The sequence below is a fragment of the Sporosarcina sp. YIM B06819 genome (assembly GCF_033485175.1).
In the GTDB taxonomy this organism is placed as follows: Bacteria; Bacillota; Bacilli; order Bacillales_A; family Planococcaceae; genus Sporosarcina.
Map to the genome: position 1 here is coordinate 42,011 of NZ_JAWLIQ010000019.1, position 23,765 is coordinate 65,775.

At 37.6% G+C, this 23,765-nt stretch carries 19 protein-coding genes, 2 pseudogenes and 1 riboswitch; of the genes and pseudogenes, 4 read left to right on the plus strand and 17 right to left on the minus strand.

Annotation, left to right across the window (positions count from 1 at the left end):
- Window positions 1–8: 8 nt before the first annotated feature.
- The 6 genes and pseudogenes from R2B72_RS13450 to R2B72_RS18685 all read right to left on the minus strand — a co-directional run bounded on the left by R2B72_RS13450 (window position 9) and on the right by R2B72_RS18685 (window position 7,443).
- Window positions 9–2,936, minus strand: coding sequence for a type I restriction endonuclease subunit R (locus R2B72_RS13450; RefSeq protein ID WP_318617140.1), 2,928 nt, complete (start codon window positions 2,934–2,936; stop codon window positions 9–11).
- Between the two features lie 69 nt (window positions 2,937–3,005).
- Window positions 3,006–4,292 carry a restriction endonuclease subunit S gene (locus tag R2B72_RS13455; RefSeq protein WP_318617141.1) on the minus strand — a complete coding sequence of 429 codons (1,287 nt, stop codon included), beginning with the start codon at window positions 4,290–4,292 and terminating at the stop codon, window positions 3,006–3,008.
- A complete protein-coding gene (locus R2B72_RS13460; protein WP_318617142.1) occupies window positions 4,292–5,785 on the minus strand; it encodes a class I SAM-dependent DNA methyltransferase in 1,494 nt (497 codons plus the stop codon). Before R2B72_RS13460 ends, R2B72_RS13455 begins: the two co-directional genes overlap by 1 nt.
- A gap of 304 nt (window positions 5,786–6,089) precedes the next feature.
- Window positions 6,090–6,284, minus strand: coding sequence for a hypothetical protein (locus R2B72_RS13465; protein ID WP_412177852.1), 195 nt, complete (start codon window positions 6,282–6,284; stop codon window positions 6,090–6,092).
- 337 nt (window positions 6,285–6,621) lie between these two features.
- Window positions 6,622–7,149 (minus strand): annotated as a pseudogene (locus R2B72_RS13470) (TCP-1/cpn60 chaperonin family protein); the annotation flags it as partial.
- A gap of 81 nt (window positions 7,150–7,230) precedes the next feature.
- The gene (locus R2B72_RS18685; protein WP_412177853.1) at window positions 7,231–7,443 is read right to left on the minus strand and encodes a PfkB family carbohydrate kinase; all 213 of its coding nucleotides are present in this window, start codon (window positions 7,441–7,443) and stop codon (window positions 7,231–7,233) included.
- A gap of 405 nt (window positions 7,444–7,848) precedes the next feature.
- Here R2B72_RS18685 and R2B72_RS18690 point away from each other — a divergent pair, with 405 nt between their 5' ends.
- A complete protein-coding gene (locus tag R2B72_RS18690; RefSeq protein WP_412177855.1) occupies window positions 7,849–8,253 on the plus strand; it encodes a hypothetical protein in 405 nt (134 codons plus the stop codon).
- A 428-nt stretch (window positions 8,254–8,681) separates the two neighbouring features.
- Here R2B72_RS18690 and R2B72_RS13480 read toward each other — a convergent pair whose 3' ends face one another.
- The 4 genes from R2B72_RS13480 to R2B72_RS13495 form a co-directional block, all read right to left on the minus strand.
- A complete protein-coding gene (locus tag R2B72_RS13480) occupies window positions 8,682–9,602 on the minus strand; it encodes a DMT family transporter (RefSeq protein WP_318617143.1) in 921 nt (306 codons plus the stop codon).
- Window positions 9,603–9,720: 118 nt separating this feature from the next.
- A complete protein-coding gene (locus tag R2B72_RS13485) occupies window positions 9,721–10,572 on the minus strand; it encodes a phosphoenolpyruvate hydrolase family protein (protein WP_318617144.1) in 852 nt (283 codons plus the stop codon).
- The gene (locus R2B72_RS13490) at window positions 10,535–11,794 is read right to left on the minus strand and encodes a Tm-1-like ATP-binding domain-containing protein (protein ID WP_318617146.1); all 1,260 of its coding nucleotides are present in this window, start codon (window positions 11,792–11,794) and stop codon (window positions 10,535–10,537) included. Before R2B72_RS13490 ends, R2B72_RS13485 begins: the two co-directional genes overlap by 38 nt.
- Before the next feature lie 11 nt (window positions 11,795–11,805).
- Window positions 11,806–12,711 carry a sugar phosphate isomerase/epimerase gene (locus R2B72_RS13495; protein WP_318617147.1) on the minus strand — a complete coding sequence of 302 codons (906 nt, stop codon included), beginning with the start codon at window positions 12,709–12,711 and terminating at the stop codon, window positions 11,806–11,808.
- Window positions 12,712–12,949: 238 nt separating this feature from the next.
- Here R2B72_RS13495 and R2B72_RS13500 point away from each other — a divergent pair.
- Window positions 12,950–13,318 (plus strand): annotated as a pseudogene (locus R2B72_RS13500) (transposase); the annotation flags it as partial.
- 174 nt (window positions 13,319–13,492) lie between these two features.
- Here the strand turns inward: R2B72_RS13500 and R2B72_RS13505 are convergent.
- The 7 genes from R2B72_RS13505 to R2B72_RS13535 all read right to left on the minus strand — a co-directional run bounded on the left by R2B72_RS13505 (window position 13,493) and on the right by R2B72_RS13535 (window position 20,535).
- On the minus strand, window positions 13,493–14,575 hold the full coding sequence (locus R2B72_RS13505; RefSeq protein WP_318617148.1) for a Gfo/Idh/MocA family oxidoreductase: 1,083 nt from the start codon (window positions 14,573–14,575) through the stop codon (window positions 13,493–13,495).
- 27 nt (window positions 14,576–14,602) lie between these two features.
- Complete coding sequence (locus R2B72_RS13510) at window positions 14,603–14,974, minus strand: cupin domain-containing protein (RefSeq protein WP_318617150.1); 372 nt, start codon at window positions 14,972–14,974, stop codon at window positions 14,603–14,605.
- Between the two features lie 30 nt (window positions 14,975–15,004).
- Window positions 15,005–15,376, minus strand: a complete 372-nt coding sequence (locus R2B72_RS13515) for a cupin domain-containing protein (protein WP_318617151.1) — start codon at window positions 15,374–15,376, stop codon at window positions 15,005–15,007.
- A 279-nt stretch (window positions 15,377–15,655) separates the two neighbouring features.
- Window positions 15,656–16,492, minus strand: coding sequence for a carbohydrate ABC transporter permease (locus R2B72_RS13520; RefSeq protein ID WP_318617152.1), 837 nt, complete (start codon window positions 16,490–16,492; stop codon window positions 15,656–15,658).
- Window positions 16,489–17,436: a sugar ABC transporter permease gene (locus tag R2B72_RS13525; RefSeq protein ID WP_318617171.1), complete on the minus strand. Its 948-nt coding sequence runs from the start codon at window positions 17,434–17,436 to the stop codon at window positions 16,489–16,491. Before R2B72_RS13525 ends, R2B72_RS13520 begins: the two co-directional genes overlap by 4 nt.
- A gap of 73 nt (window positions 17,437–17,509) precedes the next feature.
- Window positions 17,510–18,865 carry an ABC transporter substrate-binding protein gene (locus R2B72_RS13530; protein ID WP_318617153.1) on the minus strand — a complete coding sequence of 452 codons (1,356 nt, stop codon included), beginning with the start codon at window positions 18,863–18,865 and terminating at the stop codon, window positions 17,510–17,512.
- A gap of 506 nt (window positions 18,866–19,371) precedes the next feature.
- Window positions 19,372–20,535: an MFS transporter gene (locus R2B72_RS13535; protein WP_318617154.1), complete on the minus strand. Its 1,164-nt coding sequence runs from the start codon at window positions 20,533–20,535 to the stop codon at window positions 19,372–19,374.
- A 54-nt stretch (window positions 20,536–20,589) separates the two neighbouring features.
- Window positions 20,590–20,689: riboswitch (purine riboswitch) on the minus strand.
- A gap of 527 nt (window positions 20,690–21,216) precedes the next feature.
- On the opposite strand from R2B72_RS13535, the gene R2B72_RS13540 reads away from it, so the two are divergent.
- Together R2B72_RS13540 and R2B72_RS13545 are read left to right on the plus strand one after the other, a co-directional pair.
- Window positions 21,217–22,968, plus strand: a complete 1,752-nt coding sequence (locus R2B72_RS13540; protein WP_318617155.1) for a sensor histidine kinase — start codon at window positions 21,217–21,219, stop codon at window positions 22,966–22,968.
- Window positions 22,968–23,717 carry a response regulator transcription factor gene (locus tag R2B72_RS13545; RefSeq protein ID WP_318617156.1) on the plus strand — a complete coding sequence of 250 codons (750 nt, stop codon included), beginning with the start codon at window positions 22,968–22,970 and terminating at the stop codon, window positions 23,715–23,717. The genes R2B72_RS13540 and R2B72_RS13545 overlap by 1 nt, the downstream gene beginning before the upstream one ends.
- Window positions 23,718–23,765 lie beyond the last annotated feature (48 nt).

Genomic DNA, 23,765 nt, shown 5'->3' on the forward strand with positions numbered 1-23,765 from the left:
TTCTTTTTTTATTTCTTCCCATATTGGTTCTCCGCCAATGCTAGGAAATAACCTGTAAGCATCGAGGCGTCACTCATGGACATTTTCTCTTTGAGTAACTTTACTTTTAGATCAGCTGTTAATTTGCGCTTAAAATCGGTTTTGGACGACCAATCACTGATAGGGGAGACAGTTTCATCTATGAATTGATGGACGTCAACGGCAATTTCTTTTAGGTTATATGTCGCACTTTCCTCATGGACTTCCATCAGTTTGTTGTAATATGGCTCTTGTAAACTTGTTAAACCGCTTTCCGTCTTTCCGCTAACTTTCGTCATGATTGCTTCGCGTGCTTCTTCTAGCTTTTCCAGCAGTTCAAAAATTGTCATTTGGCGTTCTTTGTACTTTTCGATAAGCTGTTCTACTTTTTCTTTTAATGACGTATAGAAAACTTTATCTTCATCTATTCGAATGGAGATTTCCTTTTTGATAGCGTGTTCCATTTGTGCCGCCTTTGTTTCGGGCTTCACGTTCTTTTCTAGTTCCTCTTTAAAGGACACGTCTAAAATGGATACCGGGTCACGAGCATCAATGCCTTCTGAGTATAAATAGTTCTGTACAAGGCGGCGCACCTTTTCACCACATTCGGAAATATCCATCCCATCATCAATTGCAAAACGGGACTTCGCCAGCTGACGAATAGCACCTAAATGCTTTAAATCGCCCGTAAAACGCTCCGCCTTTGGACTCGGCAAGACCTTGTCCATGCTTTGTGCAAATCGCTTATACGCGATATCAAAATCGGCACGAACATCTTCATCTGTCAAACGTAAAATGGCTGCCTCTAAATCGGCTGTCTTCACACCATCAAAATAACGAAGTGCTGCACGATGGCGTTGCTCCAGGCGAGGTAGCTCATCATCAATGGATTGCAAAGCACCTTTTACATCATTTGCACTGAAAATTTCAAGTGCCTGGTCAAGGAAGCGGGACACGCCAAAATAATCGACAATTAAGCCATATGATTTATTATCGTCATATTTACGGTTTGTACGTGCAATCGCTTGTAATAAATTATGCTCTCTTAGCGGCTTGTCTAAATACATAACCTGCTCAATCGGTGCGTCAAAACCCGTCAGTAACTTATCACAAACGATTAACATCGCCAATTTATCTTCGTCCATTGGCTTTTTGAATCTTGCAATCAAGTTTTTTTCTTCCTCTTTGGAAATGTGGTAGTTACGCATTTCCTCGGAGTCATTTTGACCCGCAGAAAAAATGACGGCTGTTTCAAACTGCCCTGCGGCAAACTCATCAATGAGCTTTTTATACTCGACAGCTGCACGACGTGAAACAGCAACAACTTGTGCTTTATAGCCATTCATCAAAATTTTGTCTTCATAATGGCGCACCATATCTAGCGCAATTTCACGCATACGGTCTGGTGACGTTAACAGTAGCTCGTCGTTTACATACTTTTGCTTAATCTTTTCACGTGTTTCCTCGTCGTATTCATGGAAGGAACGGGAGAACAATTCATCTAATGATTCGCCCTTAACGTGTAAGTTTGGCAAGCGTGATTCATAAAAAATGGCCACTGTAGCACCATCTTCAACTGCTTGCTCTATCGTATATTTATCAATATACGCACCGAATTTACCTGTTGTTGAACGCTTTTCCTTTTCGATGGGCGTACCTGTGAAACCTATGAAAGTAGCATTTGGTAAAGCTTTTCGCATATTCATCGCTAAACCTTTGTATTGTGATCGGTGCGATTCATCGGTCATGACAATAATATTGTGCGAATCCGAAATGAGCGGAAACTGCTTTTCCTCATCACCCTGGAACTTTTGAATAAGCGTCATTACGGTACTCCCAGCACCTTTTGCGAGCTGCTGTTTTAAATCTGCTACGGATGCGGCTTGCGTTGGGTTCGGGAAGCCGGATTGTGTAAAGGTTGTTGTAATTTGCTCATCTAAATCTTGACGGTCCGTAACAATGACAAGCATTGGATTTTGTAGTTTCGTTTGGCGGCGTAGCTTCATCGCTAAATACACCATTGTAAGAGACTTACCAGAACCTTGGGTATGCCATACAACACCGCCACGAAGTGCTGGCTTGTCCTTCGTCAAAATACGGTCAATCGCCTTATTAACAGCGCGGTACTGCTGATAACGTGCTAGTTTCTTTACCTTGCCATCAAAGACAATGAAATTCCGCATTAAATCGAGTAACGATTCTTTACGGAGCATCCCTGCAACCAATACTTCTTGCGCACGTGTAGACCCAACTTCATCTAGCGTTAAAGGATAGGGGTCTTTCCAAAGACCATAGTGTTGCGCCTTTGCAAATACCGTTCCAGCTCTTGCACGATCACGGCTAGTGACGATTAACATTTGATTATACCAAAACAGCTTATCATTCGTTTGCATATAACGCTCAAATTGACGTACACCTTCTGGCAATTGCTTATCCACTTGCACTTTTGGGCTTTTACACTCCACAAGCACTAACGGTAACCCATTAATGAACAAAACAATATCAGGACGAATTGTGCCGTTTGCATTTTCAATACTTAACTGATTCACCACAAGAAATTCATTGTTATCTGGATGCTCAAAATCAAACAATGCAACGGTCTGATTTTTCTTACCCCCGCCAACATCCTGTAATACTGAAATCCCTTGTCCAAATAGCCATTCAAAAATTGTTTTATTGGCATGCCATGTATCCTCTGCCTGAAGCGAAACAAACTGCTTCGCAACCTTTTCAACGTTCGCATCATTTATCCAAGGATTTAATGCACGAATTGCCTTAGAAAAACGCTGCTCAAGTACGATTGTTGCCTTTGAAGAACGTTCCGCCTCAAGCTCTGGCCCTTGCATATGAAGATAACCATAACCTTTTAGCTGCTCAATAAACGGCAGCTCTACCTCGGTATATTCTAATCCACTCATCTACATTCACCTGCCGTTTTACGAAAATTTAAAAGAGGAACACCCTTTATACACAAGCTGAACTTCAAATTAACATTTCACACGAATTCGACCTGTCAGAAGTTGCTGCATTAAACCTTTTTTGAGTTCTTCGTACTTTGCCTTTTCTTGTTCATAGATTTCTATTTGGTTGTCTACTGTTGAAAGAATCTGGGCTATTCTTTGTTGTTCTTCAATATTAGGCAAAACTACTTTAAACTTCTTGGTTTCTTCAATTCCAAAGAACTTCATAGCACTCCCACTATCCAATCCTTGCATCTGACTTTGAACAATTGAACTTTTCATTAACTGATAAAGAAATTCACTTGAAATTATTTCACTATCACTTCTTAATAATGTTAATTGCGGACCTATATTTCCATGAGCTATTTCTTTTGTTACATAAGCAATTGCACCTACTGAGGCACCACGATTGGTGAGTAACACATCATTTAAAGCTAGATGAGCCTTCTTAAGTTCCTTATGCTTTTCTTCGGATATAAAATTTATTAAGTCGATTTGTATTCCGCCATATTTCCCTAGTACTTTGGACGTCAAAAAAGGAATCCCTTCTTCAAGCATCTCATCAGATTTAGGATATTTTGCTCCATAATTCCCATCTTGAATTTTAGAACATACGCTTCCCAGGGTTTCTATATTCCATCCAACAGGTATCTCACCAAGCTCCGTTTGCTTAAATTCCGTATGCCCAATCCCTTTTGTTAGCAATTGCTGCATTAAACCTTTTTTCAATTCTTTTGTTTTCACAATCGACTGCTCGGTTTCATCAATTTGTGCATCTACCGTTGAAAAGATTGAGGCGATTTTTTGTTGTTCATCTTTAGTAGGAATAATAATCTTTAACTTTCTAATCACTCCTAATGCAATAAATTTTTGTACTCCACCATTACTTAGTCTTCTAAATTGCTCATTAACAAAAACAGAATTTAGATATTCTAAAACAAATTTATTATTTAAATTCGAACTTGCAAATTTTAATAAGGCAACATTTTTTATCGATACTTCAAAAGGTAAATTCACAATAACAGGATTACCAACCGTCCCAATCATCCCAAATAAGATGTCCCCATTCTCCACAAAAGAACGACTACTAAAGTGGCGATGGTCTTTCTCTGAAATATAATTTACTTCCGTTAAATCTAGTTTTCCGTTTCTTAAATTTTTTGATGTTAAAAAAGGAATACCAGAATTTATATATTTAGGTGAATCATGCGTTCCATCCCTAACATCCAAAACCGAATCTAGTGTTTCAATTTTCCATTCTACCGGTATCTCGCCAAGCTCCGTCATCTTAAAGCCTTCACGTACTTCACTCATTAAATTTCACCTACCCCAAGTTCGCATAAGTACCCATTTAACTTCGCTTTTGTGTCGTTACGTTTCACTTCGATTGCTTGAATTTCTTGTAGAACAGCCGCAAGATCAACTGGCTCTTCTTCCTCTGATTTATCGATGTAGCGTGTAATGTTTAAGTTGTGGTCATTGTTTTTGATTTCTTCCAGTGGCACAACACGCGCGTATTTTTCAATGTCTTTATATGCATCAAACGTAGAGACAATTTTCGCAATATCTTCATCTCGTAATGTGTTTTGGTTTTTACCTTCTTGGTACTCGTCTTCTGCTGCGATAAACAGGACATTACCTTTGCGTTTTTCGTCTTTATTACGGTTAAAGATGAGAACACTTGCAGGAATGCCTGCACCATAAAATAAATTTGTTGGTAAACCAATGACTGCTTCAAATAGATCAGATTCAAGTAAGCCTTGACGAATTTTCCCCTCAGCACCAGCACGGAATAGTACACCATGAGGCATAACAACCCCCGTCATACCATTTGCTTTTAATGAGGCAATCATATGTTGGATAAATGCGTAATCTCCCAGACTTTTGGGTGGTATGCCGTATTGGAAACGACCAAATACGTCATGCTCCGCTTCTTCACGTCCCCACTCTTTAAGGGAGAAGGGTGGATTGGCAATAATACGGTCAAACAACATGATTTCACCGTCTTCTACAAGCTTTGGTGTACGGATTGTATCGCCTTTTTCAATGCGATGGTCTGGTAGATCATGTAGTAATAAGTTCATCTTCGCAATTGACCACGTACCTAAGTTTTTCTCCTGTCCGAATAGCGACAAAGATTGTGGATTGCCACCTGTTGATTTCACATAGTCTACTGATTGAATGAGCATACCGCCTGAACCACATGTTGGATCATACACGCGCATACCTTCTTCTGGTTTAATCAACTTTACGATAAGTTCTACTACTTTTGAAGGCGTATAGAACTCGCCGCCTTTTTTCCCCGCATCGTCAGCAAACATTTTAATCAAATACTCGTATGCACGCCCCAGCATATCTGGTTCAGGTAAACTTGCATTACGTAAGTCTAGTAATTCAAAGTGTTGCAATAAGCGTTGTAGGACACCATCTGTCAACACTTCTTTACGGTTGAAATCGATTGGTGTTAAAACACCTTCAAGGGTTACGTTTTCGTTTTCAAGTGCCTCAAATGCTACGTTAATCGCGGAACCTATATTTTCAGCCTTTGTACGAATCATTGTCCAACGTGCTGCTTCTGGCACATAGAATTGGTACTGATCTTGGTCATCCACTAATAACGCACCAATCTCCTCACCATGCTCTGCAATAATCGCCTCACGATGCTCTTCAAATACATCATTTAAACGTTTTAAAAACAGTAATCCGAATATGTAATTTTTAAAGTCGCCCGAATCGACCGAACCACGTAAAATATCGGCAGACTTCCAAAGATGCGATTCTAATTCTTGTAAAGTTAATTGATTCATTGTTGTGCCTCCATTGGAATTATAATTCCTTTTACTATACTAACAGTACCATATTTACAGGGATACTGGCACCTAAAGCATAATAGAAATCAGAACCAAAAAAGCCTTTCAACATCTCAGCAAATAGTTGAAAGACCGTCTTATTTATATGGATTTTCATTTGAGCAACTTGCACCGACATCTATTCAAAAAACTGTGTTGAAAATACCATTGAAAATCGGATTTTCAGCAAGCTAATGCGAGGCCTGAAATAGATACAAATTGAAAGCAAATGGTGACAATTTGCTTTCAATTTGTGTATGCATTAGGATTCACCATCTTTTTTAAATGGAATAACATCTCCATTCGGAAATTCCTTTACAAGCATTCCGTTTTTCTCATATACGATGTATGTGTTGTTGACCTTTGCGTCAATTCTTGCACGTTCCCCGGTCATCTTTGCCCACTTGTCAACCCATGCATATTTTCTTTTAGGTTCGTTGTTTTGTTCTTCCAACATAATGATCACCGCATTTCTTTATATTTTATGAAAGATAAACTGTTTATTTATTGTCACTGTTACAGGAAGATTACTCCCGTTATAGGTCTACAAAGCAGTTGAAAATCAAATTTTTTTATCAATTGAACCTTACCACCCGAATGAATAAAATACCATTGCCACCTTTGTCGTGGCAAAATGAATGATTAAATTACGCAAGAAATAAAAAAAGAAGCCTCCCAAAAGTTCACTGAACTCATGAGAAGCCTCGATTAAAATCCTCTATGTTAGCAAAATGTTAGCAAACCACTTTTATCGTACTCACAAACCCATACATATCAAGGGTTGGGAGCGGTTATTACATCATTCCACCCATAGCACCAGCTGGCTCAGGTAGGTCCACTACAACTGCCTCAGTTGTCAAGAACATCGCTGCTACAGATGCTGCGTTTTGGAGTGCTGAACGTGTCACCTTAGTCGGGTCGACGATACCCGCTTGCATCATGTTAACCCAAGTGCCTTCTGCTGCGTTGAAGCCGATGCCGACTTCTTCGCGTTTCAGACGATCGACAACGATTGAACCTTCAAGGCTTGCGTTGTTAGCGATTTGACGAACTGGCTCTTCAAGCGCACGAAGAACGATTTTCACGCCTGTTGCTACGTCGCCTTCTACAGACTCTAGTAACGCCTCTACTTTGCTGTAGACGTTAACAAGTGCTTTACCACCACCAGAAACGATACCTTCTTCGACAGCTGCACGTGTAGAGTTCAATGCGTCCTCGATGCGAAGTTTACGTTCTTTTAGTTCTGTTTCAGTTGCTGCTTCGACTTTGATCACGGCAACGCCGCCTGCTAATTTCGCAAGGCGTTCCTTTAATGTCTTCTTTAGCGCAAACCGGTATTTCATAGACTATAGTATGTTTCCCCCCTCCAAAAAAAGAAACATGAAGTGCTTGACTCCCTCACTTTAGTCCAATCCAGTATTAATGTTTTCTTTCTTCAACACATCTAATAGATATTCCCAGAAAGCATCCTCTCCTACTTTTCCTATGAATATTGATTTACCCCCTAACCTAGATACACATGCTACTACATTCGCAGGGGCTCCACCTGATTCTCTCTCAAACCTCTCTACTTCCATCAATTTATATCCTTTGACGGTTGGTAAGAAGTCAATCAATACTTCACATCAAGTGTATTGATTGACTATAAAAGGCCAATATAAAACAAAAAGAATACCGTATTCCCTAATTTGATTCAAAAATTTATTTCTCCGGAAGAGCTTTATTTATTGACAAAAGCCGTTGACTACGAGTAGACAGCCCGCAAGTTGGGCGTAATGACATTGATTTAAAATCTCATTACCGCAGCGACATGCGAATGGAAAAGTTTCCGGTATTATGCGGATGTCGGACCAAGTGTCAGTCTGCCAGCAGTCAACTACTCGACGTTATCCAAGGAAGCAGGGTATCTATATTTCGAATTAATGAAAAAACTGTTTGATCTCATTTTGTCAGAATGTAATCGGGAGACTCGCCGAGCAATAGAGATTTAAAACAAACTTTTAATCGTCGATTCTACCGCAATTACGGTAGGTAAACTCCGTCTTCCATGGGCGGTCTATCATGGCGAACGTTCAGGCATCAAGTTGCACATAAGTTACTCGCCAGAGGCTGAGATGCCTGTATGTGTCGTGGAAAGCACAGGGCTTAAACACGATGGACCAATGGATGAAAATTTAGCGGGTCTGCGCTTTGTGCTGGTTCAAGAACGTGCCTGTTTTAATATCAAGCGAATTGATCAGTTCGTTTTGGATAAACAGGACTTTGTCATTCGCTTAAAAGATAACGTCTGGATTTTTCGTCCTAACTCGTTGAAACGTACGCCTGAAAAGGGGTCTCGTATCACGAAGGACATCACTTGCCAATTAGGAACACCGCAATCCCGATCAAGAAAACGTCACCGCATCGTCTTTTTCTTGATGATCTGAAAAAAAATCCTAGTTGCCGCCGATTTGATGATGGTTTCAGCTGAAAGGATTGCGGACATGTACAAAACGCGCTGAAAAATCGAATTTTTTCCGCTGGATCAAGCAACATCTTAATGTCCCCGTGTTATTCGGCACAATGCCAAACCCTGTATTTAACCAGCTTTTTGTCCCACTTATTGCTTACGTACTACTTAGATGACTTTATAAAAACACGGAAAATAAAAAGATTTTTGTGAACTATCAATCGGGAGTTCATCGCAAACTGTTACACGATGAACTCCCGATTAATTGGAAATCAGAGATGGCTATTATTTTAAATGAGTATTTTACATTTTACAGGATAAGTCTGTATGATTTTAGATAATCAACACGCTTGATGTGTAAATATAAAAGTGAAAAAACAAGATGTAGGCAACAGGATAAAGTAATTATTGTTTTTTTAGTATCATTCGCAAACTTCTTATATTAATCTGTTCTAGCATTCCGGCGCCCAGTATAACACCTATAACTATTAAACCAAAGGCTATCCACTGTCCAGCAAAAATAGGTTCCCCTAGAAAAAGTGCTGAACCGAGTATTGCAAAAAATGGTGATAGATTTAGAAATAATGCCGATTTACTTGCACCTACTTGCTGTATTGCATAATTGTATAGTAAATGGCCTAATCCAGTTGCTATTAACCCAGAGCCGAGAAACAGTAACCACACAGTAGTTGATCCATATTTCAATAAAGAAATTCCATTTGGTTCAATAACAATACTTAAAGAAAGCAGCATGCCAAAACCAAAGAGCTGGGTTATCCCTGTAATATAAATAACTTCTACAGATTCTGATAATCTTTTAATTAATACAAAACTAAGTGCCTGTAAAACGACAACAATACACATATACAGGTCACCAATAGAAAACCCAATTGGTACGGAAGCATTGGCAAACATAATAAAAGTAACTCCTGAAAAACCAAATAATAATCCTAAAACTCTTGATATTGTTAATTTATCTCCTAGAAAAAGTATAGCCGCTACCGAAGTAGCAATAGGCACAGTACCAAGTATCACCCCTCCATTTGTAGCCGTAGTATAATTAAGGCCTACAGACATAAATACCTGATGCCCAAGAACACCAGTAAGAGCTATACCCAATACATAAGCCATTTCTTTTTTAGATAAAATTCGAAATAATTTTTTATAGTAAAGGATAGGAAGCAGGGCCAAAAATGCCATAAATACTCGAAGAGCAGTGATTGTAATCGTGGGTAAAGTCGATACAATAATTTTAATCGCAATGATATTAAATCCCCATATCATCATTACAATAACTAATAGACTATATAGTAACGGACGTTTCATTTTTCATGCTCCTATCCTAATAACTATATTAAAAAGCCACCGTAAAACACTTTTTTAAATAAGTGATTTACAGTGGTTTGTTATATAAAAGAACTCTTTCTATTTAATCAAACATTCTTCAAATTTTAGTGGCAACTTCCATACTAATATCAATTTTTTTAAATTCTCGAACTTGGTTTGAAATAGCAGCTTCAGTAGGAAGTCTTTCTATGCTCGATGCACCGAAGAATCCGGAAACACCATTAGTCCTGCTTAACACATATGCAGCGTCTTCCGGCTCTGATATAGGACCCCCATGGCAAAGAACAATAACATTTTCATTAACTGACTTACCCGCATCGTGAATTTCTTGGACTACTTTTACTGCATCATCCAAAGTCATCGCAGTTTGTGCACCTATATCCCCTTTAGTTGTTAGTCCAACGTGCGCGACAAGGATATCAGCACCAGCTTGAGCCATCTTAATTGCATCTTCTTTATTAAATACATATGGTGATGTAATTAGCCCAATATTATGTGCTTTTCTGATCATATCAACCTCTAAATCATAACCCATCCCAGTTTCCTCTAGATTTTGACGGAACTGTCCATCTGTTAGTCCAACTGTTGGGAAGTTTTGTACACCTGAAAATCCTTGATCCTTTAACTGTTTTAAGAACAAATCCATATTTCTAAAAGGATCAGTTCCGCAAACACCAGCTAGAACCGGTGTATCTTCTACGATTGTTAGAACTTCATTACCCATCTCTACTACAATCTGATTTGCATCGCCATAAGGCATTAAACCAGCTAGTGATCCGCGACCGGCCATGCGAAAACGCCCTGAATTATAGATGATTATTAAGTCAATTCCGCCTATCTCAGCACTCTTTGCCGATAATCCCGTACCTGCTCCACCACCAATAATAACCTTCTTATTTTCGATCTGATTGTTAAGTCGTTTTAATGCTACTTCTCTTGATACTGTCATTATTTTCACCATCCCTTTTTAGTAGTTTTAATAATTCTTCAGCAAGTAATTCCGATACAGATGGATCGTTAATATCTTCATCTACTTCAATAAAAGTGATACTTGGACTTAGATTGTCTTTTATAGCTTTATAAAGCGCTTTTCTTTCTTCTTCTCCTTCAAAAAATTGACCTTCCTTGTCTAACAAAGAAATTCCACCTTTAGGAAATACAAGGACTGCTGGGGAATTACTTTTATTTAACTTCTGTGCAATAATTTCCCCTAACTTCGAATTCTCCTCAACTGTTGTTCTCATTAATGTAGTTGTAGGATTGTGTTGATAAAAAGTTCTATCTGCAAACTTTTCTGGAACTGTTTCAGGTGCTCCGAAATTAACCATATCTAAGGCACCTACAGATACAACTTGCGGTATTCCGTTTGCCCCTGCACTTTCAAGTCTTCCAGGACCTGAACTGAAGACTCCTCCTATAAGACTATCAGCTAATTCGGTTGTTGTAATATCAACAACACCTTTGATAAAGCCATCTTGAATTAAGGATTCCATGGCATCACCACCAGCACCAGTAGCGTGAAAAACAAGGACGTCATAGCCACTTTCCTCTAATATTTCTCTCGTTTTTGTCACACATGGTGTTGTAACACCAAACATTGTAGCAGCAATTAACGGTTTCGCCTCTTTTACTTCAGGTTCTTTAACAGCTGACACCATTCCGATCATTGCGTTTGCTGCGTTACTTAGAATCTGGGAAGATAATACATTGACTCCAGCAATATCAACTACCGAATACATCATCGTAATATCCTTTTCCCCAACATACGGCCTAGTGTTTCCTGAAGCTACAGTAGATACTAGCATTTTAGGCAATCCAACTGGTGCACATCTCATGGCCGCAGCTGCAACGGTTGTTCCAGCTGTTCCACCCATTCCAAATATTCCTGAGATATTGCCTTCTTCCAATAAATTCTTTATAATAGCTGACGCACCATTCATCATTACCGTTACGGCTGTACCTCGATCATTCTTATTTCTTAAGTCGACTATATCAACCCCACCGGCTTTTGCAACTTCTTCGCTAGTGATATCACCTACTTCATTTGATTCGTAAATACCTGTGTTCATCATTATAGTTTCAACACCAGCGGATTCAAACACATTGTTCACATATAAAAATTCGGCTTCTTTTGTATCAAATGTGCCTATCATTACCACTTTTTTAACCATAGGGGCCTCCCTTATGCTTTAATATAAAGAATGTCTTCAAAAAACTCTTTCGTTATACGAACTACTTCGACTTCACCAATCTTATCTTGTTGATAAAAAGAAGGGTAATGTGTATCGATTGTCATAATTACATTAGGATCATATTTTTTAAGTGCATTCATGATTTCCTTATGGCCAAAATCATCTTTACCAGCAATAGCAAAGTTATTAAATCTACCATTAGGATCCTTATCAGAAATAGAATTAGTCTGGCGAGAGGCTCCTTTCAAGTGAGTTTGATAGACGTGCCCTTTAATATGTTCGTAGGTTTCCAAAGTTGGGTACTCACCGGCTCGCCAACCATTAGTAATATCCCAATTGATTTTCAGATTAGGATGATCAACATAATTAAACAAAATCCCCAATTCCACACAAGTGCTTGCTAATGTTGGTGGTTCGTTTTCCATCAATAGAACTTTGTCGCGTTTCTGTGCATGATCTGCATGTTTTCGCATAACTTCCGCGTTATTCTTATATTCCTTTTCCCTTTCTGAATCTGTCCAATTATAAAATCCGTCCTTTTTATGCAGAGAATACACCCTTATATAGGGAGCGGAAAAGACATCAGCTAAATCAAATAATCGATTTAGCTCTTTACTCATATTCTCATGGTGTTTGTCATCAAAATTATCGTAGCTTGATGGCCCAGAAAACGTACAAGGATTCACAGCCCAAGAACTTAATGTAGTAACTTTCAGGTTATATTTATTTACTAAATCACTTAGTTCTTTCGCTTTTTCTAGCGAAATAGAATCTACTGTATCCCCATCCAACTTTCCTCTCAAATCAATATACTCAAAGCCTAATTCCTTTGCAGTTTTAAGAGATTCCTCAAAAGAATCCAAGCCTAACATATCTGTGATGATACTAAATTTCATTTTACTTCCCCCTCGTATATTAGTAGTAAGAGCTCTTTCCGATAGAATTTCCAGTTGATCCTGACTGCTGGAGAGTCTGTTGGTTTTCCTATAGGAAACGGTTGCCTTTTGGCTTCCTCACCCTTTTTATGTTTTACCTGTTTGACCCCTGTTTTACGGAGGAGGCCAAAAGGTTAAATCATCATTTATGAGTTCTCATAAATAAAAACTAGCTTACAGGTGCTTACCTGATTATTTGATTGGATCTGTCTACGCGGCCGGCTTACTCGCTGAAATTGGAGATATCAAGCGTTTTGACGACCACCACGCGTTAGCGAAATATGTGGGGCTCGTTTGGACGCAGTATCAATCAGGCGAATTCGTAACTGAGAAAACTATTCGAATGCGAACGGGCAATAGTTACTTACGTTACTATCTTGTACAAGCTGCGGATGCCATACGCAAGTATGACGCCGAATATAAAGCCTTTTATCAAAAGAAATACAATGAAGTCACCAAGCATCAACACAAACGTGCTCTCGTCTTGACCGCTAAAAAACTCGTACGCCTCGTGCATTCGCTACTACGCACAAATCAGTTGTACATATCGCCTGAAAGGAAAAAGTAGATTCACAAGCTCCCTTGCTTTCAATACTTCCTAGACCTCCATTTTCATCCATTCTTTTCAAATTAAAATTGGAGGTTTATTTGAGTATGCGTAAAAAAGGAAGATTGCGCTTGTTCAAGACAATGCATTTCCAATTTCCTTTTTTTAAGTGCTTGACATATTACCACTGTGCTTTTATATTTCTATCCATTTTCCTGCTTTGTTATTTTTATAGGCTTCAAAGATTTTCGTTAAATGTAAGGAATCTTTTAATGTCGCTCTTTCAATCTTTCTTTCATTTAATATAGCATTAGCAAAATGATTCACACTTTGAACCATCCCTTGTAAAAACAAGTTTTTATTGTACAGTTGTCCTAGCGAAAACTCCGGTTCCCAGTGGACTGGTCCATTTGATGGATCGTCTCCTATATAGGAAGGTGCCTTACCATATTCCCCGCTACCTTTATTGCCTTTATAATAAGATAGTCTCATGGCATTATCTATTACAATATTTTGTTTGTTTCCTATTACTTCAAACCGTTCTAATGGGCTTGTTTCTGCTTGCGTAGACGGTAAATGCATACTTCCAATTGCACCTGACTTAAATGTAAACAACGTTTGAACATCACCGCTTGGCTGGTGCTCTACAAAACACATTTCCTTAATATCACCCATCAAATAATGTATACCTGACATCGGGTGACAAATATCCAAGAACCAATGCAAGTCTGCCCGTTCTCCTAATTTCTCTTGAAAAGGTGACAAAGTTAAAGGATACCTACCTGTAATAGAAACAGAATCTCCAAATGCAGGTGTATCTAAAATCTGTTTTGCACTAACAAATGAGGGATAAAAATAACGCTTATTTGACACTAAAACTTGCTGACCCGTTTTTTCCTCTAGTTCTATAAGTGCCTCTACTTCATTAGCTGTGTATGCAATTGGTTTTTCTACCCATACAGGTATTCCAGCCTCAAGAATATCTGGCAGTATTTTTGGATAAAGCGGATGGCCATTTTTATCAAAGTTCAATACAACAAATATCGCCTGAAGATCTTCCTTTTTAATCATTTCTTTGTAATCCGTGTATACTTTTTCTGCTCCAAACCTATTACGGTAAATTTCGGCTCTTTCTTCACTTAGATCACATACAGCTACTAAATCAACAGGCGCATAATCAAACGTTGGGTACACATTACGAAATGCATGTGCACCACAACCGATAAATCCAGCACGAAGCTTATTCTCATATTCAAAATTAAATTTTACAGGTTCCATTATTTTTCTCCCCCGACGTTCTAAATTTTAACCAATTGTGGTTTTTCTATCCGGTGCGGAATATGCAATGATCATCCGACACGGTTCCCAACTTGTTACAGTTGCATTATGCGGAATATCACGTGGAATTCTTAGCATCATTCCAGGCTTCAAGTGATATGTTTCATCACCGAGTGTATGGTCGCATTCCCCTGATAAGACGAAGATTAATTCTTCGCAGTTTGGATGTCTGTGTACCGGATTGGATACCCCTGCATTTATATAAACCATTCCAAATGTCATCTCAGCTTCCGGATCAATTTCTTGTCCGCATAACCATTGGATACCGCCCCAGTCCATTGGTAATAAATGCTTCTCTTCATTTAAATCAGTAATTGTAGCTGTTTTAGTATTACTCAATTTATATTTCCCCTTTTCATTTGTACTTTATTATTCACCAATAGTTTTTCTGTCTCCAGCTGAAAATGTAATGAGCATTCGACATGGTTCCCAACTTGTTACAGTTGCATTATGCGGCACATCCCGTGGAATTCTTAGCATCATTCCTGGCTTTAGGTGATATGTTTCGTCACCCAATGTGTGATCGCATTCTCCTGATAAGACGAAGATTACTTCTTCGCAGTTTGGATGTCTGTGCACCGGATTGGATTGGCCTGCATTGATATAAACCATTCCAAATGTCATCTCAGAATCCGGATCGATTTCTTCTCCACATAACCATTGAAGGCCGCCCCACTCCATTGGCATTAAGTATTTTTCTTCATTTAAATCCGTAATTGTAGCTTTTTTAATTTCAATCATTACTAATTACCCCTTTTCATTTGTATTTTGTCTAATATGAATCAATTTCACAATTAATTATCTTAGTTATTAATTATCGAATTAGATTCATGATTTCATTGATTGGAGTGGAAGGCGGCGTCTCCTGTGGGATTAGCGGGACAGTTGAGACCCCACAGGAGCTTGCGACGAGGAGGCTCAACACCCGCCCCACGGAAAGCGTCCGCCTGGAAAGCAAATCAACGCCTTGTTTAAGCACCCCGTATCGCTAGAACCTTGAGTTAAAGTTTTATAGTAGTATTACTTATTAGCTCCTTCCGACATTCCTTCTACAAAGGATCGTTGGAATATAAGAAACACGATAATACTTGGAATCATACTAATCACAGTTCCACCAAAAATTAGAGCATAGTTTGTAGCCTGTTCGCCCTGAAATGAATATAATCCTAATGATATTGTAAAGTTTTCCTGAGACTTCAATAATACTAAAGGTAATAAAAAGTCATTCCATATATTCATGAAAGTGAATATAAGTAAAGCAACTACCCCTGGTTTTGCCAACGGAAGCATAACAGACAAAAATGTTCTCCATTCACTAGCTCCATCGATTGTTGATGACTCTCTCAATTCTTTAGGCACATCTCGGAATGTATTTCTCATCAAAAATATGGAGAATGGTAATGCCAAACCTGCTGATACCAACGTAACTCCCGATAAGCTATCAACCAATCCCATAGATCGCAGTTGGTAAAAAATAGGAATAATAATTGCTTGTACAGGTAAAGCCATGCCTAGTAATATTAAATAGAAGAGAATATTATTTCCGCGAAATGTCAATTGCGCAAAGGCATATCCCGCTGGACATGCAACGAGCACTACAATTATCATCCCTATAATTGTCACAAAAGCACTATTTAAAAAATAGGTTTTGAAGTTTCCGAGATTCCAAGCTTTAATAATATTATCGAAACTCCAGCTCTTAGGTAGCGAGAAAGGAGACGTGAATATTTCAATGTTTGTTTTGAAACTTGCCAGTATCGCAAATAATATAGGTGACGTAATTAGTAGTAACAACGCCATAAGTGTGATCCATAGCATCAGCTGTGATGATGTCCTTCTTTTAAGTAAAGCTATCATTTTGCTTCACTCCTATCCCGGTAGATGTTGAATCCGACAGTAAAGACAATGATTATAACCCCAAGCACAACACTCGCTGCGGTACCATAACTAACTTTGTTCATACTAAATGCTGCTTTATATACAAATGTCGAAACTACTTCACTCATATAGAATGGACCACCTTGAGTCATAATCCATATAAGTGCAAATCCTTTCAGTGCATGAATGACTACCATACTTATGACCAGGTTCATTGTATTTCGTAGGCTCGGAATCGTAATATTCCAGAACTTACTAATTGGGCCTGCACCGTCAATATCGGCTGCTTCGTAGAGTTCACGACTAATATTCTGTAGGCCTGCTAGATATAGAATCATATATAGCCCATAAAAAGCCCATGTACTAGCTAAAACTAAGGCAGGAATAACAAATAATGGTTCCCCAAGCCAGTTCTGCGCAAGCGATTCTAACCCGATAGATTTCAAAAAGGCGTTAATAGGTCCCATTATTGGATCATATATCTTAGCCCATAGAACACCAATTACTGCCAACGAAAGTACACTCGGTAAGTAAAAGCCAGCTCTGAAAAAAGTACGTCCTTTTTTCACATTTGCTATCAGTACTGCTAAAATTAATGTTGGAATAACCATCATAATTAAACTCAATACTACCCATAAGAGGTTATGACCTAACGACCTTAAAAATATGTCATCTTTTGCCAACGCCGTATAATTATCAACACCTATAAAGTTCATGGATGTGGATGCACCGTTCCAATCGAAAAAACTGTATCTTACAGCGTCAATCATTGGATAGAGCATAAATATGAAATATAGTATCAACGCTGGTGCTAAGAAAGATAAAGCTGTGACGTATCTTTTTATAACCTTTCTTCTCTTTGACTTCATGTTTTCCTTGGCTTGTTGTGATACGGTATCTTCCGTTGAAGTTGCTATATCCATAACCAATTGTATTTTCACCTCATCCTTAATGTTATGGACTGTCCCTCTTTCATTGGGGGACAGTCCTATTTATCTAATTTTGTTTCTTTAACTGAAATCCATTAGCACGGTCTTTTTCAGCACCTTTTTCAATACCATCTAACGCTTCTTCTGCAGTAATTAGTCCACCAATTAACCCTTGAAGATTTTGGAAGTATGCTTCTTTAGCATCTACACCCATAAATACACTTGGATTATAACCAGTGCCTTCCTTTGCAAAGTTCATTGCTGTTTTTAAAGCTTCACCAGCAGGTTCCATATCTACTGATGCTTGTGAGGCAGGAATAAAGTTATAGTCTGGGAAGTTTAATACCGTCTCACTAAATTCCTCTGAAACTATAAAATCAAACCATTTTGCCGCAAGTTCATCGTCTTCAGCTTTTGTAGGTATTACCCAAGTTTGACCAATTCCACCCGTCGGACTTGCTGTTTTCCCTTCGATGAAGGAAGGCATCATAAAGAAGTGAACATTTTCTTCTAAACCTTGCTCAGATATCTCTGTTATTAAATACGACCCCTCTACTTCCATTGCCGCTTTGCCGCTTAAGAATCTAAATTTAGAATCTGGCTGTGCTTGCGTTACCGATTCTTTTGCAATATAGCCTTTGTCAACCCAATCCACTAGCATTTCTCCTACTTCAACAAACTCAGGATCGTTCCATTTACCATCGCCATAAAACAAGTTTTCAACTTTGTCTTTCCCTGCGACTGCTTCCATCATTACTCCGAAAATCCAGCCAACTGCATAACCATTACGAGCACCTACTGTGATTGGTGGAACACCAGTCTCTTTAAGTTTTTCAAGAGTCGTCTCAAACTCTTCTTTTGTTTCAGGTGCTTTATCAATTCCACCCATATCAAAAACATTTTTATTGTAAAAGAATCCAATTGCATCAATCATATGTGGAACTTCGTAAATATTTTCTTCTCCGGAGATAAGATTATATGCATAGGGACGTAATTTCTCTGCCCATTTATGTTCTACATACAAATCATTGATAGGTCGAATTAATTCAGCTTCCGATAAAATTGCAACTCTACCGGGACCAGCATTCATTAAGATTGCATCCGGAATATTAACGCCTGACTGCAATAATGTAGGTAAGCTTCCTGACTCGACTTGTACATCGCCAGTTTCAACGACTACCTCGATTCCTTCATTTAATTCTTTGAACTTATCAACTACCTCAACCCACTGTCGCTTCTCAACATCATTATAGTAATTTGGTATTAAAAGATTTAAGACATCTTCTGTACTTTCATTTTCCTTTTTACCAGGTTTTTTACCATCTTCATTTACCGCTGATGGTGATTGACAACCGACCGATGTAAGCGCTAACATTAACACGAAAAGTAGTACCCCAACATTTTTCCAATTAAAACTCTTCATAAAATCTCCTCCTATCCTAATTCACTTTATTTTCCATGTATTCTAAATCTACTACCAAGTTCTAATACTTACTTTAATGTTCTTTTTAGACTTATACAAGGGGGCATATCGTGTATAAAGGTGGCATAAACAGTGATTACTATGTCACCTTTATAAATTGAGTGGTCATAAATCCTTGGCACACTTGACTTTATAGCCACTCGTTAAAAAACTCACTTAATGTCGTATAGTCTATTTATTAATATGCGAATATAATAACGTGAAGAGGTGCTCTATATCCATTATGTGATCACACCTATCAAAAAATTGTAGTTCCCTAAATTGACCTGTCAATAACGTATCTTAAACAGTTGCATTTTAGCCGTGGAGGTTGATAAATAGGCATAAAAAAGGAGCCCAATTCATAAGCGTTTGGACTCTCTTTGGTATTTTTATTAGTTTTTGTACCCATGAACTGAACACCTTAGTAGAATATCCGTGATATTTTTTGTAACCATTTATTGATTTTAAATGAGTTGTGTTTTTTTCTTTGCAGGCACTGAAAGGGAAATCGCTGCACAAATGATAGCGATTAGAACAACCATACCACCAACTGCAGGCATACTTGTAACGCTTCCAGTTTGACTAAAGACCATTCCGCCCACCCCTGAACCCAGTGCAATACCGACTTGTAAAGCTGAGTTGTTGAAACTTTGGTGAATATCAGATGAAACCGGATCGCTTTGAATAATGTATTCTTGTTGCGCTGGTGCAAGTGCCCAACTAAGTGCGCCCCAAATCATCATGAAGATGATGAAAATTGGTAGTGAGAACGTCGAGTAAGGGAGAATGAACAAACTAACCGCAAAAGCCCCTAAGATAATTAAAATACTTTTGGTAGAACCAATACGTGTAGCGAGTCCGCCGCCGAAGGCCCCTCCGCTCATTGCTGAGATTCCGAATAAGAAGTAGCAAGTACTAATCCAGTATGGACTTAGATGCATCGTCGTTTCTAGGAATGGTGTGAAATATGCGTATACCGTATAATGTCCAGCAAGCATGAACATCGTTGCTAAATGGGCAAAGAAAACTTTCTTGTTCGCAAACGCTTTTAATTGGGCAGAAAGAGGTTGTACTTCTCCTGTCGGGATTTGTTCTAGATATCTTCCGATTAACGCAATGGAGCCAACTGTTAATATCCCTATGCCTAGAAAGACTGATCGCCAACCGAACGCATCGGTGACGATAATACCGATTGGAACACCAAGTACAAGTGAAGAACTAATCCCCATATAGATGTAACCGAGTGCTTTAGCGCGGTTTGCAGGCTTTGAAATCCGTGCAGTAATGGTTAATGAAAGAACTATTACCAAGGCAGCACTTGCGGCTGTCAATACGCGTGCCCCCATCATAAGAGCAAATGTAGGGCTGAAATAAGTGAAAACGTTACCGAGAAAAAATACCGACAAGGCAATTAGATACAGCTTTTTTCGTTCTACTTTTGCTGTCATCGTTAATAAAACTGGACCAGCTATTGCAAAAACCAGGGCAAAAATCGTAATAAGTTGTCCAGCTGTTCCGATTGAAACGTTTAAGTCGTCTGCAATGACGGGCAAGATTCCCCCTACAACTAACTCTACCAATCCTACTGTAATGGCCGAGATTGCTAATAATAAAACACGAACATCCAAAATATCTCCTCCTAATACCAGGGGTTAGCCCATTTATATATATAGAAAAACCCTGATCACAAAAAATGCTTTTGTAATCAGGATTTGACGGTTCCTAGTAGAGATCCCCGAACCATATTATCGGGGTTATACATGACAATTTCTATAATGAAATTTTCTATTTCTTAATTTAGCATGTAGTGAATCGATTGGCAAGGTGTGGATGGCAAATTATCTGTATAACTATAGACTTTACGAATGAATAATACGACTTAACTGTTAAATTGATTGATATATTAGAATTAACCCCCTACCCTAATAGAACACCTTGAAATTCAGAAAACGCTGATATAAGCTAAAGGTGGACACTTTCTGGCCGGCTTGACTTCAGCTGAGGAAAAATGAAATTACTCTTTCTATTTTTGCACTGGTAGTCCCCCAGGAAGCACATTTTTTTCGTAACCATTCAGTTAACGACTCCGACACCCTACCCATTGCAGGAATATGTATATTGATTGTTTTAATCAAGGGGATGCCGAGTTATTCATTTCTCTTTTTGACACTACGATAGGAGTGAAAGTCATTAAATGACATCCACCTAATCTTTTAACGTGCTATATTGTGTCTAAATGCAATAATTATTGACAGAAAAGTTAATTATGTAAGCGTTTTAATTCAAAATTTTATAAAAGAGGTGGGTAAATGAGGTGGTTTCATTCTTTATTCTTCAAACTATTATTATGTCTTCTATTAATATCAGTTTTTCCAGTTATTACAGTAGGATGGTTAACTTATAATAAAGCATCGCAAAGTATAACGGAGAAATTAAACTTTCACGCAAATTATATATTAGAACAAAAAGTAGTAAGTCTAAATAATCTTCATAATACACTAGTGAGAATGGACTATGCGATTAATGCTAATAAACACTATTCTACTTTCAGTGAAAATAAAAGTTTAACCGCCCATCAACAATTATATATTGATCTCGATAAATTACTACGAAGTATTGAAACTGCACTACCAGAAATGGTCGGAATCACGATGATTAACAAACAAGGATTTATATATTCTTATGGCTATTCTTTTAATAGCGACTTTTCCGCAACAGATATTTATAATACTGATTGGTTTCAATCTTTTGATGACTATACAAGTGCTAAAATCACTAAACCCCATACCCGTGAATACAGCAATTTTGAAAAAGAAAAAAAGGTGCACTCTTATATCCACAAGGTTTGGGATTATAAAATAAATTCATTTAATTATATTATTATTGATTTTGATGTCTCATTAATTGCTGACCTTTTAGGTGAAAATGCAGATGGAAAAGTTTTCTCTGGTACTTTTATATACGGAAATGGAGATTTAGTTTTACCACCTAAATCATCACTTGGTTTTTCAAGACAAATGATAAAAAAACATCAAACAGGTTTAGAAATTACTAATAACATAGGGAAAAAATTTATTGTCTTTAAACGAACACATCCTTTAACCAATTGGACAATTGTAGAGTATTTTGACGCCGAGGACTTTTATAAATCCATATTAGACACAAAAATAATCACTTTAATTATTGTCTTTACTAGTATCGTCGTTTGTATTTTCGCTTCTTTATTTGTTTCCCATAAAATTTCATTTCCTATTAATAAAATGCGTAAAAAAATGATTGAAGTAGAAAGTGGCGTTTTCAATCAAGAATTCATTACCAATTCCAAAGATGAAATAGGTGATTTAGCCCGGGGATTTAATCATATGCTTTTCAAAATTAAAGAACTTATAGACTCTGTTGTACAAGAAACGAAACTGAAAAAGGAAGCTGAAGTTACTGCTTTACAACTTCAAATAAATCCTCATTTTATATACAACACGTTAGAATCTATTAACTCTTTAGCGCGTATGAAAAAAGAATATGAAATTAGCCATTTAATTGTTCTATTGGGGAGGCTACTTAGATTAAGTATTAGCACATTTGACGAAGAAGTAACAATCAATCAAGAAATCTCCTATATTGTGAGTTATTTAGAAATCCAGAAAATTAGGATGCGTGAACCTCTTCATTATCACATTTCTATTGATCCTAGCATTGGAAGCCTTTTAACGATTAAATGGATATTGCAGCCGATTGTTGAAAATGCGATCATACATGGAATTGATCCACTTCAATCGAGCGGTAATGTAGATATTAATGGAAAATTGAAAGATGATCATATTTTATTCGAGATTAGGGACAATGGGAAAGGCATTGATCAAGCAACTCTTGATGAAATTCGTTACAGACTAAAATATAAATCCTCGAATTTGACGAAGTATAAGAACAAAGTTGGTTTATATAATGTACAAACTAGAATATTATCTCGATTTGGTAGTGAGTTTGGTATCTATATAAATAGCACAGTCAATGAAGGTACAACAGTTACAATTAAAATACCTATTATGGATGGTGATTTATAATGTACAAAATGTTAATCGTAGACGACGATTGGCTTATTGCAGAGAGTCTAAAAGCAATGGATGGGTGGATTGACTATAACATTGATGTTGTAGGAACTGCAGGTAACGGTAAAGAAGCCCTTTACTGGCTTGACAAGGTAAACATTGATTTTATTTTAACCGATATTCGTATGCCTCATATGGACGGGATATCTTTAGCTAAATATCTTCATGAAAATATGCCGTCTATTAATGTGATAATAATGAGCGGATATGAAGACTTTTCATATGCGAAGAGTGCCATCAAATATAACGTTAAAGGGTATGTTTTAAAACCTATTGATGTAAATGAACTATTTGAATTAGTTAACAATGTGCAGAAAAAAATAAGTATATCGGATGAAACAGCTCCTCTAAAGGTTGAAAGTGGGTTAACTACACAACAAGAAAGGTTAATTTTAAGTGCAAAATCATACATTCAATCCAATTATATGAATCCTATTACTCTAATCAATGTGGCTAATAAATTTCACTTAACTGAACATTATTTCGGTCAAATTTTCAAATCTATTTCAGGTGAGACATTCATTACATATTTAACTAAAGTTAGGTTGGATAAAGCCTGTAATTTATTAAATAATCCATCTATAACGATTTATAAAGTTTCTGAACTGATTGGATACACTGACTCTAAGCACTTCACAAAAGTTTTCAAAAAGAGTTTTGGGATTACACCTTCAGAATATCGTAGAAAAGTAAGCGTAAAATAGGTTCTTTCCTTATGCATTAATCTTTTGTTAACCTCAATTTAACCTTTT